Origin of the sequence: Acinetobacter sp. YH16044 (genome assembly GCF_013417145.1) — a bacterium.
In the GTDB taxonomy this organism is placed as follows: Bacteria; Pseudomonadota; Gammaproteobacteria; order Pseudomonadales; family Moraxellaceae; genus Acinetobacter; species Acinetobacter amyesii.
This window is the reverse complement of the sequence record NZ_VPEK01000001.1, coordinates 272,395-286,189: the sequence shown is the minus strand read 5'-3', so window position 1 is coordinate 286,189 and position 13,795 is coordinate 272,395. Positions and strand designations below refer to the sequence as shown.

The 13,795-nt window shown below is 39.6% G+C and carries 12 protein-coding genes; 5 read left to right on the top strand and 7 right to left on the bottom strand.

All coding sequences use genetic code 11. From position 1 onward, the window contains the following. Nucleotides 1–52: 52 nt before the first annotated feature. Nucleotides 53–1,081, bottom strand: coding sequence for a type I glyceraldehyde-3-phosphate dehydrogenase (locus FTV38_RS01260; protein ID WP_180020863.1), 1,029 nt, complete (start codon nt 1,079–1,081; stop codon nt 53–55). 175 nt (nt 1,082–1,256) lie between these two features. Here FTV38_RS01260 and FTV38_RS01255 point away from each other — a divergent pair, with 175 nt between their 5' ends. The 4 genes from FTV38_RS01255 to csrA all read left to right on the top strand — a co-directional run bounded on the left by FTV38_RS01255 (nt 1,257) and on the right by csrA (nt 7,211). Next, the gene (locus FTV38_RS01255; RefSeq protein WP_180009413.1) at nt 1,257–2,072 is read left to right on the top strand and encodes a hypothetical protein; all 816 of its coding nucleotides are present in this window, start codon (nt 1,257–1,259) and stop codon (nt 2,070–2,072) included. Between the two features lie 314 nt (nt 2,073–2,386). Continuing rightward, nucleotides 2,387–5,080 carry an alanine--tRNA ligase gene (alaS, locus tag FTV38_RS01250; protein WP_180020861.1) on the top strand — a complete coding sequence of 898 codons (2,694 nt, stop codon included), beginning with the start codon at nt 2,387–2,389 and terminating at the stop codon, nt 5,078–5,080. Nucleotides 5,081–5,426: 346 nt separating this feature from the next. Beyond that, nucleotides 5,427–6,707: an aspartate kinase gene (locus tag FTV38_RS01245; RefSeq protein WP_180020859.1), complete on the top strand. Its 1,281-nt coding sequence runs from the start codon at nt 5,427–5,429 to the stop codon at nt 6,705–6,707. 249 nt (nt 6,708–6,956) lie between these two features. Continuing rightward, a complete protein-coding gene (gene csrA / locus FTV38_RS01240; RefSeq protein WP_078189080.1) occupies nt 6,957–7,211 on the top strand; it encodes a carbon storage regulator CsrA in 255 nt (84 codons plus the stop codon). A gap of 91 nt (nt 7,212–7,302) precedes the next feature. Here the strand turns inward: csrA and rnhB are convergent, their stop codons facing one another. Continuing rightward, nucleotides 7,303–7,872 carry a ribonuclease HII gene (gene rnhB, locus FTV38_RS01235; protein ID WP_168379347.1) on the bottom strand — a complete coding sequence of 190 codons (570 nt, stop codon included), beginning with the start codon at nt 7,870–7,872 and terminating at the stop codon, nt 7,303–7,305. Between the two features lie 93 nt (nt 7,873–7,965). After that, nucleotides 7,966–8,355 carry a hypothetical protein gene (locus FTV38_RS01230; RefSeq protein ID WP_078189082.1) on the bottom strand — a complete coding sequence of 130 codons (390 nt, stop codon included), beginning with the start codon at nt 8,353–8,355 and terminating at the stop codon, nt 7,966–7,968. A 212-nt stretch (nt 8,356–8,567) separates the two neighbouring features. Between FTV38_RS01230 and FTV38_RS01225 the strand changes: the two genes are divergently transcribed. Next, the gene (locus FTV38_RS01225; protein WP_180020857.1) at nt 8,568–9,125 is read left to right on the top strand and encodes a cytochrome b; all 558 of its coding nucleotides are present in this window, start codon (nt 8,568–8,570) and stop codon (nt 9,123–9,125) included. A 52-nt stretch (nt 9,126–9,177) separates the two neighbouring features. On the opposite strand, the gene FTV38_RS01220 is transcribed toward FTV38_RS01225, so the two are convergent. The 4 genes from FTV38_RS01220 to yaaA all read right to left on the bottom strand — a co-directional run bounded on the left by FTV38_RS01220 (nt 9,178) and on the right by yaaA (nt 13,738). Further along, a complete protein-coding gene (locus FTV38_RS01220) occupies nt 9,178–9,489 on the bottom strand; it encodes a hypothetical protein (protein WP_180020855.1) in 312 nt (103 codons plus the stop codon). A 119-nt stretch (nt 9,490–9,608) separates the two neighbouring features. After that, on the bottom strand, nt 9,609–10,610 hold the full coding sequence (locus FTV38_RS01215) for an adenosine deaminase (protein WP_180020853.1): 1,002 nt from the start codon (nt 10,608–10,610) through the stop codon (nt 9,609–9,611). 66 nt (nt 10,611–10,676) lie between these two features. Then, complete coding sequence (locus tag FTV38_RS01210; protein WP_078189086.1) at nt 10,677–11,999, bottom strand: NCS2 family permease; 1,323 nt, start codon at nt 11,997–11,999, stop codon at nt 10,677–10,679. A gap of 956 nt (nt 12,000–12,955) precedes the next feature. Next, nucleotides 12,956–13,738 (bottom strand): peroxide stress protein YaaA, encoded by a 783-nt coding sequence (yaaA, locus tag FTV38_RS01205; RefSeq protein WP_180020851.1) that lies wholly within the window; start codon nt 13,736–13,738, stop codon nt 12,956–12,958. Nucleotides 13,739–13,795 lie beyond the last annotated feature (57 nt).

Below are 13,795 nucleotides of genomic sequence, written 5' to 3'. Positions count from 1 at the left end.
AAAAACACCTACAAGCTAGTAGATGTTTTCTATATTGGATAAGTTTGAATTTTTATAAAGAGTGAAAACTTTCACATAAATCGAGCAAGCGGTTCGCATAGCCCCATTCATTGTCATACCATGCGAAAACTTTTGCTTGCTTTCCTACCACCATGGTTTGATTCAAATCGACAATCAATGAATAAGGTGAATGATTAAAATCACTTGAGACCAAGGGCTCATCGGTTACTGACATAATTTCATGATAATCAAAACGTGCAGCTTTGCTTAACACTGCATTTAACTCATGCTTGGTGATAACTGATTGAGACACAAAACTTAAATCGATTGCAGCAACATTGATAGTCGGCACACGAATCGAATAGCCATCGATTCGATCTTCCATTTTCGGCATGACCCGTTTCAACGCACCCAGAGCTGAAGAGGTCGTTGGAATAATATTTTGACCTGAAGCTCGCGCACGACGTAAGTCACGATGTGCATGATCCAATACAGACTGATCCGCAGTCACAGCATGAATTTCTGTCATGAGTGCTGTGTCTATAACAAAGGCATCATCAATAATTTTGACTAAAGGCACCAAAGCCTGCGTGGTACACGACACACTCGAAATAATTTGATCCGTCGCTTTGACTTCATGATGATTAACACCATACACAATCGCAGCATCAACACTGTCAAACGGCGCCGCACCAATAATCACACGTTTGGCACCTGCACCAATATGTTGTGTGGCTGCCTCTCGCGATCTAAATAAACCTGTGCATTCGAGTACCACATCGACATTCAGTTGCTGCCAAGGCAAAAGACTCGGCTGTGCTTCATTTAAAACTTGCACTTTGAGATGCGCTTGAGCACAAGAGATATCTAGAAAAATAGCGCCATCTTGTTCAAGAATTTCGACTTGGCCTGCAAAACGACCATGCGTGGTGTCATATTTAAACAAATGCACCATGGTTTCCACATCAGCGACATCATTTATGGCAACAATTTCATAATGAAATTCTTTTGGATTTTCAAACCAAGCGCGTAATACATTGCGTCCGATTCGACCAAATCCATTAATTGCCACTCGCTGCATGACTTACCCTTCATTTTGAAACAGTTATAAAGCGCTTATATATTAAAGGATTTCAACAATAATTCGTAATCATTAATTCTCTTAATACTTATTAAAATGGGTGTTGAGTGAAAATATTCAAAATAGCTTTTCGACTTTATAATGAAGAAAAATATTCTATAGACTATAAATCACAATGATGAAGCAAACACTACAACCATTTTATTTGTTCTGGCAAAAGCTTAAACCTACAAAGCTCTTTTACGCTTCCATCTCAATATTTTTGATATTTTTATTAGGTTCAACCGAGACTACAGCGCAAATATATCAACACTGTTCATCAGCGGAGATACAAAAATTACAACGCCTATTCTCAGACGATAATTCCTCCAATGCCAATGAACCTGTATTTCAGGACTGCATTCAACTTCAGCATAGTCGTCGATTATTAGCCCTTTCTAGTAATGCGACTGACGTGATTCAGGACAATGCGGGCAATTATGATCTAAAGCTTTATCTTATAGATAAAGGCACATTTCAAGTACTAAAAGTATTTAAGTCACCTAAAGGCATTGTGCCTACGACACGTTTAGATAATGTTCAATTTGATCTCACTCCCTATGCAAAAGATCAGGACTTGGTGGGTATTGCTTTAAAACAATCGCACATAGGCGGTATTCATTCATCAAGACGATTGCTTTACCTTTATGCCATTCAAACTGATTCAAAAATTTTAGCTGTCTTAAATGGACTAATGACCAACTACAACAGCAGTACACAAAGTGCTTGTGATGACTGGAATACTGAAGAATTGAAGCGCACCTTACACATCAGCAATCAAACCCATAAGGGCTTCCCTATTTTCTTAATCAAAGAGTCGAGCATTAGCAGCCATTACAATCACAAAAACTGCAAAGCGTCCGCTGAACATGACCAAGGTCGTTATCAGCTCAAATTTAATGGCAAGGAATACCCCATTCAACACATAAAAAAGACAGATCCTGACTTATAAGCTGATTAATTCACGCCTTTAAAATTTGAAAATGCGTTTAGGATTTAAGTAAAATTTCATCTTAAATTTATAAATAAACCAAAGTACCATTGAGTAAAAACTGCCAAAATTTTCACAACCATAATGAAAATGAATCAATTCAAATGAATTATATAAAAAGTCATATAGTTCATTGAAAATCATTGGTCGCTACACCTTTTTCCGTTATAATTTAGCGTTTTTAAATTTTATGTCAGCATCTCAAGCCAGCTTTAAAATTTTGTAAGACTTGCTTGATAGGCTATTACCAAATCGAAATTAGGAGAGACTTGGTTGTGAGTACTCGTTTTATGACATCAGCTGAAATTCGCGAAGCTTTTTTAAGCTACTTTGAATCGCAAGGGCATACACGTGTCGCGTCGAGTTCTCTGGTACCTGCCAACGACCCAACACTATTGTTCACAAATGCTGGTATGAACCAGTTTAAAGACTGCTTCCTTGGTCTTGAAAAACGTGACTACGTTCGTGCAACTTCTTCACAAAAATGTGTCCGTGCTGGCGGTAAACACAACGACTTAGACAACGTTGGTTATACAGCACGTCACCACACATTCTTTGAAATGTTGGGTAACTTCTCATTTGGTGACTACTTCAAACGTGATGCCATCACATTTGCTTGGGATTTCTTAACCAACGAAAAATGGTTAGGTCTGCCAAAAGATAAACTTTATGCCACTGTTTACCATACAGATGACGAAGCATTTGATATCTGGAACAAAGAAATTGGTCTAGACGCTTCACGCATTATCCGTATTGGTGACAACAAAGGCGAAAAATACGCTTCAGATAACTTCTGGGCAATGGGCGATACAGGTCCTTGCGGTCCATGTTCTGAAATCTTCTTTGACCATGGTGACCACATTTGGGGCGGCTTACCGGGCACTCCTGAAGAAGATGGCGATCGTTTCATCGAAATTTGGAACAACGTATTCATGCAGTTCAACCGTACTGCTGATGGTGTTCTGCATGCCCTTCCTGCACCTTCTGTAGATACAGGTATGGGCCTTGAGCGTATTTCTGCAGTTTTACAGCATGTAAACTCAAACTACGAAATTGACCTATTCCAAAACCTACTTAAAGCTGCTGCTGAAATCATTGGTTTAGATACCACTGAACTTGAAGCAAAAGCACAAGCAGAAAACAAACCAGTTGAATACCCTGCTTCACTTAAAGTTGTGGCTGACCATGCACGTTCTTGCTGCTTCTTGATTGCAGACGGTGTTAACCCGTCTAACGAAGGCCGTGGCTATGTACTTCGCCGTATTATCCGTCGTGCAGTACGTCATGGTAACAAATTGGGTGCAACAGGTTCATTCTTCCATAAAATGTTGCAGCCGCTGATCGACGTGATGGGCGCTGCTTATCCTGAGCTTGCTGCACAGCAAGCACGTATCGAAGCACAGCTTTTGAAAGAAGAAGAACAATTCGCAAAAACTTTAGAGCAAGGTTTGAAATTGCTTGAAGGCGAATTGGCTCAACTTAAAGGTTCAGTGATTCCAGGCGAAACTGTATTTAAACTTTACGATACTTACGGCTTCCCGACTGACTTAACAGCAGACATTGCACGTGAACGTGATTTAACGATTGATGAAGCTGGTTTCGAAGTCGAAATGGCGGCTCAACGTCAACGTGCGCGTGATGCTGGTAAATTTGCTGTCGACTACAACTCAATTGTCAAAGTTGAAGGCGAGACTCAATTTGACGGCTATGACGCAACTCAAGGCCAAGGTCAAATTGTTGCAATCTACAAAGACGGCGAACAAGTTGATGAAGTTTTTGAAGGTGACGAAGCACTAATCGTTCTAAACCAAACTCCGTTCTATGCAGAAAGTGGCGGTCAAGTTGGCGATACAGGTATCTTCAAAAACGAAACTGGTATTTTTGAAGTTCAAGACACCAAAAAATCAGGCGGCGCATTTGTACACCAAGGCATCGTGACCATGGGTAACTTAAAAGCGGCTCAAGCGGTTGAAGCGATTGTTAAAGCAGATATCCGTGCAGCAACATCGCGCAACCACTCTGCGACTCACCTGTTGCATGCAGCGCTGCGCCAAGTTTTGGGTACGCACGTACAGCAAAAAGGCTCATTGGTTGCCAGCGAACTTTTACGTTTTGACTTTGCCAATGATCAACCTGTTTCATTTGAACAGCTTCAAGAAATTGAACGCATTGTCAATGCTGAAGTGATTGCCAATACTGCTGTTTCAACTGAACTTTTAGACATCGATGCGGCTAAAGAAAAAGGCGCGATGATGTTGTTCGGTGAGAAATACGGTGACGAAGTACGTGTATTGTCTATGGGTACAACCAAAGATGAGAAAAACTTCTCTATCGAACTTTGTGGCGGTATTCACGTAAAACGCACAGGCGACATCGGCCTATTCAAGATCACTTCTGAAGGCGGTGTTGCTGCAGGCGTACGCCGTATTGAAGCCGTTACAGGCACTAAAGCTGTTGAAGCTGCGCAAAAAGCTGATCGTGACATTCATGCAATTAATGACTTGCTGAAAGCGCAAAAAGATCAAACTTTAGAAAAAGTTGAAGCTTTATCTCACACTGCGTCTAGCCTGCAAAAACAAATTGAACAATTGAACCAAAAATTAGCAAGCTTCCAAGCAGCTGAGTTATTAAGTCAAGTTCAAGAGATTGCTGGCCGCAAAACATTAATCACTACCGTTCAAGGTGTAGATGCGAAATCACTTCGCAACTTGCACGATGGTGTGAAATCTAAGTTAGACAATGCTGTGATCGTGATCGCAGCGGTTGATGCCGACAAAGTGAGCCTGATTGCTTCGGTTGCTAAAGAATACACTGCTGCTGTAAAAGCAGGTGACATCATCAAACACCTTGGTCAAGAGCTTGGTGGTAAAGGTGGTGGTAAACCTGATATGGCTCAAGGTGGTGCGCCTTATAGCGACAAACTTGAAGCAGTAATGACTGACCTCGTTGCATGGTTAACTGCAAAATAAGACCAAAAGTCCTATAGCTCAAAGTGACTCACCTCCTTTGAGCAAATCAACAGGTTTAAGCAGTGTGTTTTTTAATGCTGGATCCTGCTTAAACACTGTTGATGCGCGAAAGCGCAAACTCAATCATCATGTTGAAACCAATATTCAACCTCTGGCTAAATGATGAAAATGGAGTCTAAAAGGCTGGGTTCATGTGAATCCCCTGCAGACACAAAGTATCTATTTGAACTCCTCCTACCTTGGAGTTCATGAGCTACGTGGTATATTAAAATCGCGCTCAAGTGCGGTCTTAAAATATGTGTAAGTGCTTTAAGTCTTTAGACTTATTTACTTGGTAAGGATAGTTATGGCATTAATCGTTCAAAAATATGGCGGTACCTCAATGGGTACTCCAGAGCGCATTTTAAATGTTGCTCGTCGTGTAAAGCGTTGGCATGATCACGGTCACAAAGTTGTGGTTGTTGTATCTGCAATGAGTGGCGAAACCAATCGTCTACTTGCTTTAGCGAAAGCCATTACCGAAACACCTGATCCACGCGAATTAGACCAAATGGTGTCTACGGGTGAACAGGTAACGATTTCTATGTTAGCAATGGCACTTAACTCTATTGGTGTTGAAGCTAAATCACTTACAGGTCGTCAAGTTGGTATTAAAACCGACAGCGCATTTACCAAGGCGCGTATTGAAGCGATTGATACAGATGTATTGACTTCAAACCTTGACGCTGGACGTGTCATTGTTGTGGCAGGTTTCCAAGGCTTTGATGCTGAAGGTAACACAACGACTCTAGGTCGTGGTGGTTCTGACACTTCAGGTGTTGCATTGGCTGCTGCACTTAAAGCTGACGAATGTCAGATTTACACAGACGTTGATGGTGTTTACACCACTGACCCTCGTGTCGCTCCAAAAGCGAAAAAAGTTGATCGTATTTCTTTTGAAGAAATGCTTGAAATGGCATCACTTGGTTCTAAAGTCCTTCAAATTCGCTCTGTAGAATTTGCCGGTAAATACCAAGTGCCTTTACGCGTATTATCAAGTTTTGATAATGACGATGATGGCGCATTCGACGAAAACTTTAAACAAAACGTCGGGACACTAATCACCACTGAAGCGGAAGACAACATGGAACAACCAATCATCTCAGGTATCGCGTTCAACCGTGATGAAGCTAAATTAACTATTCTTGGTGTACCGGATAAACCAGGTATCGCTTCAAACATCCTTTCACCAATTGGTGATGCCAATGTTGAAGTGGATATGATTATCCAAAACGTGGAAGAAGACGGTACAACTGATTTCACTTTTACAGTTAACCGTGGTGAATTACCAAAAGCGAAAGCTATTCTTGAAGCGACTGCACAAGAAATTGGTGCACGTGAAGTTGCAACTCGCGCAGACATCGTTAAAGTATCGATTGTTGGTGTTGGTATGCGTTCACACGCTGGTGTAGCAAGCAAAATGTTTACTGCTCTTGCAAAAGAAGGCATTAACATTTTGATGATCTCGACTTCTGAAATCAAAATTTCAGTGATTATCGATGAGAAATACTTAGAGCTTGCTGTACGTGCTCTACACACTGCATTCGGTCTAGATCGTGAAATAGGTGAATCAAGCGCGCGTGCTTAATTAACCTTGCTGTGTGTCAAAATTTGTCATTGTTAGACAGATTTTGAAAAACATCGTAAAAATTCAGAGCCACTATAGTTTTTTTTATAGTGGCTCTGTTATATTAAACCTGAGGATTTTAAAATTTACTCAGTTTGCGACTGTCACAATGATTGTTTCAGATGCACTGCTAAATTTTTTTGCTTTTACAAGTTATGAATTTTACATAACAGATCATTTGCAGGTTTTGCATTTTGCAAGGAGAGAAACATGCTGATTCTGACTCGTCGTGTCGGAGAAACATTAATGATTGGAGACCAAGTTAGCGTGACTGTACTTGGTGTTAAAGGTAATCAGGTTCGTATTGGCGTGAATGCTCCAAAAGAAGTATCTGTTCATCGTGAAGAAATTTACCAACGAATTCAACATGAACGCGCAATGCACGAACATCTCCAAAACATTGATCAAGAATATCAGCCATCTTTTGAAGAAACTGATTATTCACAAAACAACTATAATCGCTAAGATTTAAGTTGTTAAATGATAAAGCGGCTCATTAGGCCGCTTTAAATTTATCTAGAACATGCGTTTACTATATAAGTTCAACTGAGCTTAATTACTGCCCTTCTAGAACTTTACGTACGGGACCAAAACTGCGGCGATGTTCATCAATCACCCCATACTGTGCAATCGCTTCGAAGTGCGCTTTGGTTGGATAGCCCTTGTGTTTCGCAAAACCATACTGTGGATATTTTGCATCCAGTTCAACCATTTCGTGGTCTCGAGTCACTTTTGCCAAAATACTCGCAGCCGAAATCTCTGGATGAATCGCATCACCGCCCACGATTGCATCACAGCTCATTGCTAAACCGGTTGGGACTTTATTACCATCGACCAACACGTGTTCTGGCTGTACATTGAGTTTTTCCACTGCACGACGCATTGCAAGTAATGATGCTTGCAAAATATTGATCTCATCAATTTCTTGTGCAGAACTTTCAGCAATCGCCCAAGCCAAGGCTTTTTCTTGAATCTCAATAAATAACTTTTCACGTTTTTTTTCAGTGAGTTTTTTAGAATCGTTTAAACCTTCAATCGGGTTATTTGGATCTAAAATGACAGCTGCCGCAACAACCGAACCCACCAATGGACCGCGACCCGCTTCATCTGCACCAGCAATTTTCATATATCTCTCACTCAAAATAAAATACGACCCTTCATTTGGATTTACTGATACTCAGCAAAACCATTGTCAGGGTCGTATAAAATGTTCTAAATCTTAGTTTTTAAATGTTTCAATCACGCAAGCATTTAAAGTATTTGTCACGATTTTAGCCGCAAGATTTGCTTGTGAAGTTTTATCCATTGCTGCTACAACCAAATCCGTTGCAGTCACGCTAGTTGTCGCTTTCTCGCCTACACATGAACACACTTCAGTTTGTAGTTCAGATTTTTGAGTTTCTGTTAATAGTTTTGAACCTGTTTTCCAGTAGCTGTTGTTATTTAGCTCAGTCACGCATTTCGCTTGAACACCCACTTTAACAGCCATCATTGCCAAGCTGTTTGCTGAAGTTGTACCTGTAGATGTACTTGTACCTGTTGTACCAGTCGCAGCACATGCAGAAAGTACAAGCGCTAATGGCGCTAGAACAGCAACTAATTTTTTCACGAATATTTCCTTTGTTCTGTTAATTAACGCGCATATTGTGCCCCAAATCACACACCATCTGATATGACTATTTAAAATAAATTCGGTAGTTGTGTAGTTAATCATCAAAGCCTGTGTTGCATATTCACAACACAGTGTCCCGATTTTAAACGACGCATATTTTTGTGGTCTGTATTAGAATCTGCATAAGATTGGACGCTTAAATAATCAACATGAGCAATAACACACAATACTACACTCGAACAGCTCAGGTCTTACATTGGCTGATGGCGATCATATTCATCGTGGCATGGTTAATTGGCTTTTATAGTGGTAATTTTCTGAGTTATGACGTCGATGGCAGCTTTAAAGGGCAAGTCATTACCCTCCATAAAAATATTGCGACTACGATTATTTTTCTGGTGGTGATACGAATCTTTTGGCGCTATACCCACCCCGCTCCAGATTTACCTGACAACATGTCCTCCGGCATGAAAACCTTGGCACATTTGTGTCATTTAGCACTTTATTTTGTACTACTGGCTTTACCTATTACAGGTTGCTTATTTAGTTGGAGCGCAGGTCACCCGGCCCCTGTCCTGTATTTGTTTGAAATACCACGCTTGGTCCAAGATAATCCTGAATTACTTGCCATCGTGAAACCGCTACATATTTGGATTTCTTGGGCAGCAGGCTTGCTCTTAGTCGGTCATATTTTGGCAGCACTGAAACATCATTTTATTGATAAAGACCATGTGCTCAAAAGCATGACACGACAACCAAAACCCTAATAAAGACAAAATAAAAGCCACATCATGTGGCTTTTATTTTGAGCATCATCTTTTAATTCAGCACTTGCTGAGCACAGCCGCGCATACTATTCAAAACCGCTTTAGATATCAGTTTATTCTTTTCAGTTTCATTAACTGCAGCAGTCATCAGATCTTTCGCACCGATATCATCCATGGCATGCTCACTCACGCACTGACAAATCGCAGCTTGATTGTCTTTTTTCTGTTGAGCACTCATAAACAACGCAGCACCTTTCCAAATTTTAGAACTATTTAACTCTTGCGAGCATTGATATTCAATCACAGGCTTTAGCATACGCTGACTTAAACTTGATTTATCTGCAATCGCAGCCGATGAAATCATTACTGAGGCTAAAAATGTAATCGATGAGGCAAATATAGAGCGATTTGAATGAGAGAAAAGCATGATTTAAACATAAAAAAGGCAGTGAATATTCACTGCCTGAGATTATACGCTGATTATTAATTCAACGCTTCAATCTTTTTAATCCAAGCTTGTTTTTCAGCATCTGAAATAAATGATGCTTCAAAAGAGTTGATTGCCAGTTGCTTTAACTCTGCATTGCTTAAATCAAGTGCTTTGGTGATCGCAATGAAGTTATCATTCATATAACCACCAAAGTACGATGGATCATCTGAATTGACGGTCACATGCACACCTTGTTGCAATAGACGGCGAATATTATGCTCAGCCATATTATTGACCACACAGAGCTTTAAATTGCTTAGCGGGCAAACGGTTAATGGCATTTTTTCTGCAATTAAACGTTGCATCAAAGCAGGATCTTCTTCTGAACGTACACCATGGTCAACACGATTTACTTTCAGCAAATCCAAGGCTTCCCATACGTATTCTGCTGGACCTTCTTCCCCTGCATGCGCAACGATAAGAAAACCTGCTTCACGGGCTTTAGCAAAAACACGTTCGAATTTTGATGGTGGATGACCCACTTCACTCGAATCTAAACCGACACCAATAATTTGATCTTTATATGGTAAAGCTTGTTCTAATGTTGCAAATGCTGCATCTTCAGATAAATGACGCAAGAAGCACATAATCAGATGTGAGCTAATGCCCAGTTTTGCTTTGGCATCATCACAAGCGCGTTGTAAGCCATTCAAAACCGTTTCAAAAGCAACCCCACGGTCTGTATGAGTTTGTGGGTCGAAGAACATTTCGGTATGAACCACATGATCTTCTGCACATTTTTCAAAGTATGCCCATGCTAAATCATAAAAATCTTGCTCATGAATCAGTACATTTGCACCTGCATAATAAATGTCTAAAAAAGACTGTAAATTATGAAAGTTATACGCTTCTTTTAATTCTTCGACTGATTGATAAGGGATTGCAATATTGTTGCGTTGGGCAATTGCAAACATGAGTTCAGGCTCAAATGTCCCTTCAATATGCACATGTAGCTCTGCTTTTGGCAAAGCGCGAATCAGCTCAAGTTGATCCATCTCTTATCCTCATAAAAATAAAAAAGGGTGCAAACTGAGTTTACACCCTTTCGCTATTTGACAGTATTAACCGCCAAATGCAGCAAATTTCAATGCCCAAAGTACAGCAATAATCCAAACCATATACGGTACAGTTTTCGCTTTACCTGTCAGCAATTTAACCAATGCATAGCTAATGAAGCCCATTGCAATACCGTCTGCAATTGAATACGTAAACGGCATAAATACAATTGTTAAGAATGCTGGGACTGCTTCAGTAATATCATCCCACTCAATATGAACGATACCTTGAATCATCAACACACCAACAAACAATAATGCTGGCGCAGTTGCAAAACCTGGTACAGACTGAGCAAGTGGTGCTAAGAACAATGCCAAAATAAACAATACAGCAACTACAACTGCAGTTAAACCTGTACGACCACCGGCAGCAACACCTGCTGATGATTCAATATAAGGCGTAGTCGAAGACGTACCCAATGCCGCACCCGCAACAATTGCAGATGAGTCAGCAAATAATGCTTTCTTCAAACGTGGTAATTTACCGTCTTTTAATAAGCCTGCACGGTGTGATACACCGACCAATGTACCTGTAGAGTCAAATAAATCAACCAAGAAGAATACAAAGATTACGCCAATCAAACTTGCTGTGAATAGACCTTCGAAGTTCATTTGCATGAATGTTGGAGCGATTGAAGGAATAGCACCTACAACACCTTTAAATTCGTTGAAGCCCAGTAGGGTTGAAATTGCAGTAATCACCAAAATACTGATGATGATTGCACCACGTACTTTGAAGTGATGCATAACCACAACCATCAAGAAGCCAAGTAAAGCCAACAAGACAGACGGCTGTTTTAAATCACCCAGACTAACCAATGTTGCAGGGTTATCAACAATAATGCCGGCATTTTTCAAAGAAACCAGTGCAAGGAATAAACCAATACCGCCGCCGATCGCCAGTTTAAGCGACATTGGAATCGCATTGACAATCGCTTCACGGATTTTGAACATGCTGATAGCGATAAAAACAAGGCCAGAGACAAAAACAGCTGCTAAAGCAGTTTGCCATTCCACGCCCATACCCAAACATACAGAATAGGTAAAGTAAGCGTTTAAGCCCATACCGGGTGCTAAGGCAATTGGATAGTTAGCAACAAGCCCCATCACCAAACAGCCAATGGCTGCTGCTAGACAGGTTGCGACAAAAACAGCGCCATGATCCATACCCGTTTCGGACAAAATCATTGGATTGACAATAATGATGTAACACATTGTCAAGAAAGTAGTTACACCTGCAATGACTTCTGTTTTGAAACTGGTTTTGTTTTCGCTCAGTTTAAACAGACGTTCAAGCATGTTCTCGGAAGATGGATTAGGAGTCGTCATGACCTAGCCCCTATGAAGTAAACTTTATGCATATAAGCATTCCACAAAATTAATCATGTGATGTATTCATCATTAATTTTGTGTATGCCTAAGCAACGAATATGCCAATTCGGCAGATTGTAGGCTTTAAAAAATCCTATTTTCAACAGCATACAACACAGTACAAATGTTGAAATTTGCAAACAAAAAAGCTGCATAAACCTATGCAGCTCCTCTATTTATGTCATTTAATTCGTATTTAATATCAATAAATACTGATCAAATTAATTTCGGCAAATTATAACACATTGATTTTTTAATGTTTCCAAATTTTCATCGCTTTTCAATTTAGTAAATTTAAGACATTGTTTTCTTTATAAAGTTTCAAATTATTATATATAAAAATAAAATATCAAGATTTAGACGAACACTTCAAGACCATGCTTGAGCTCAATGCAGAAGCTGCAAGATTGACTTTTTTTAGCGCATATAAGGTGATGCGTTCAAATCATCATTGAACACCTGATTAATTTCTTGCTGTCGCTTTAACTCTGCATTTTTATAAACACTAAACCCTAAGAACACAATGCTGAGTATAAAAATTGGTATCAGTATTTTTTTCATAACAAAATTTTATTCATGTTTAAATATTTGGCTATAATAACAAAAAACTTAAACAAAAAAGTGACGTGTTTCACAATTTTATATCTTATTAAGTCATTTAATAAGCTATTTGTTCGATCAATGTTAACTTTGTAATATATTTTAGACTGATAGACAAGATAATAACTGAATGTTTTTTCGAAGCCTTTTCCGCAAAAAACCTCAAATCATAGATCATTTCACCTGCGAAATTTAAAGCACGATCAATTTCACAGACCCACCATTACATCTCGAATGAAGAAGATAAAAAAGCCGCTGAGTTCTAAGCAGCGGCTATTCATATTCTTTTCGGTCTAAGTTTTTCAATTTCGAAATTAAGCGGCTTGTTGTTCGTCTCGCTTAAAGACCAATTCGCCCTTTAAGCTACTCTCTGCATCGAAATAATAACCATCGGTATTGAAGGACTTAATGTCTTCAATACGTTCAATTTTATTTTCCAACAAATAACGCGCCATTAAGCCACGTGCCTTTTTGGCATAGAAACTGATGACTTTATATTTGCCGTTCTTTTGATCCAGAAAAACTGGCTTGATGATTTCGGCTTTAATTTTTGATTCTTTGACCGACTTATAATATTCATCTGAAGCGATGTTGACCAAAAGTTCAGAGCCCGCTTTTTCCAAATCGTCATTGATGAGATTGGTGATGGTATTGTCCCAAAACTCGTATAGGTTATGTCCACGCGGGTTTTGCAACTTGGTCCCCATCTCTAAACGATATGGCATCATTAAATCAAGCGGACGCAATAAACCATAGAGACCCGAGAGCATACGCAAATGGGTTTGTGCATATTCAAGGTCTGAGTTTGTAAGTTTATAAGCATCTAAACCGGTATATACATCACCTTTAAAGGCAAAGATTGCTTGGCGTGCATTGGCAAAATCAAAATCAGGCTGCCAATCTCGGAAGCGCTCAACATTTAAAGTCGCAATTTTCTCACTGACACTCATCAAGCTTGAAATTTCACTTGCCGACAATTTACGTGCGACTGAGATCAATTCTTCAGAATGATCTAATAGCCGTGGTTGAGTGAATTTTTCAGTCGGTAAAGCGGTTTCGTAATCTAAAGTTTTTGCTGGAGAAATTAAAGCGAGCATAAACATCCTGATTAATTTTTAATTAAACAAACTATAACAGTAGAGTATTTTCAAATC

What these genes read in the sequence shown, in the direction of transcription:
- FTV38_RS01260 (WP_180020863.1), bottom strand. Translation starts at nt 1,081, where the DNA reads ATGCAGCGAGTGGCAATTAATGGATTTGGTCGAATCGGACGCAATGTA.
- FTV38_RS01255 (WP_180009413.1), top strand. Translation starts at nt 1,257, where the DNA reads ATGATGAAGCAAACACTACAACCATTTTATTTGTTCTGGCAAAAGCTT.
- FTV38_RS01245 (WP_180020859.1), top strand. Translation starts at nt 5,427, where the DNA reads ATGGCATTAATCGTTCAAAAATATGGCGGTACCTCAATGGGTACTCCA.
- csrA (WP_078189080.1), top strand. Translation starts at nt 6,957, where the DNA reads ATGCTGATTCTGACTCGTCGTGTCGGAGAAACATTAATGATTGGAGAC.
- rnhB (WP_168379347.1), bottom strand. Translation starts at nt 7,872, where the DNA reads ATGAAAATTGCTGGTGCAGATGAAGCGGGTCGCGGTCCATTGGTGGGT.
- FTV38_RS01225 (WP_180020857.1), top strand. Translation starts at nt 8,568, where the DNA reads ATGAGCAATAACACACAATACTACACTCGAACAGCTCAGGTCTTACAT.
- FTV38_RS01220 (WP_180020855.1), bottom strand. Translation starts at nt 9,489, where the DNA reads ATGATTTCATCGGCTGCGATTGCAGATAAATCAAGTTTAAGTCAGCGT.
- FTV38_RS01215 (WP_180020853.1), bottom strand. Translation starts at nt 10,610, where the DNA reads ATGGATCAACTTGAGCTGATTCGCGCTTTGCCAAAAGCAGAGCTACAT.
- FTV38_RS01210 (WP_078189086.1), bottom strand. Translation starts at nt 11,999, where the DNA reads ATGACGACTCCTAATCCATCTTCCGAGAACATGCTTGAACGTCTGTTT.
- yaaA (WP_180020851.1), bottom strand. Translation starts at nt 13,738, where the DNA reads ATGCTCGCTTTAATTTCTCCAGCAAAAACTTTAGATTACGAAACCGCT.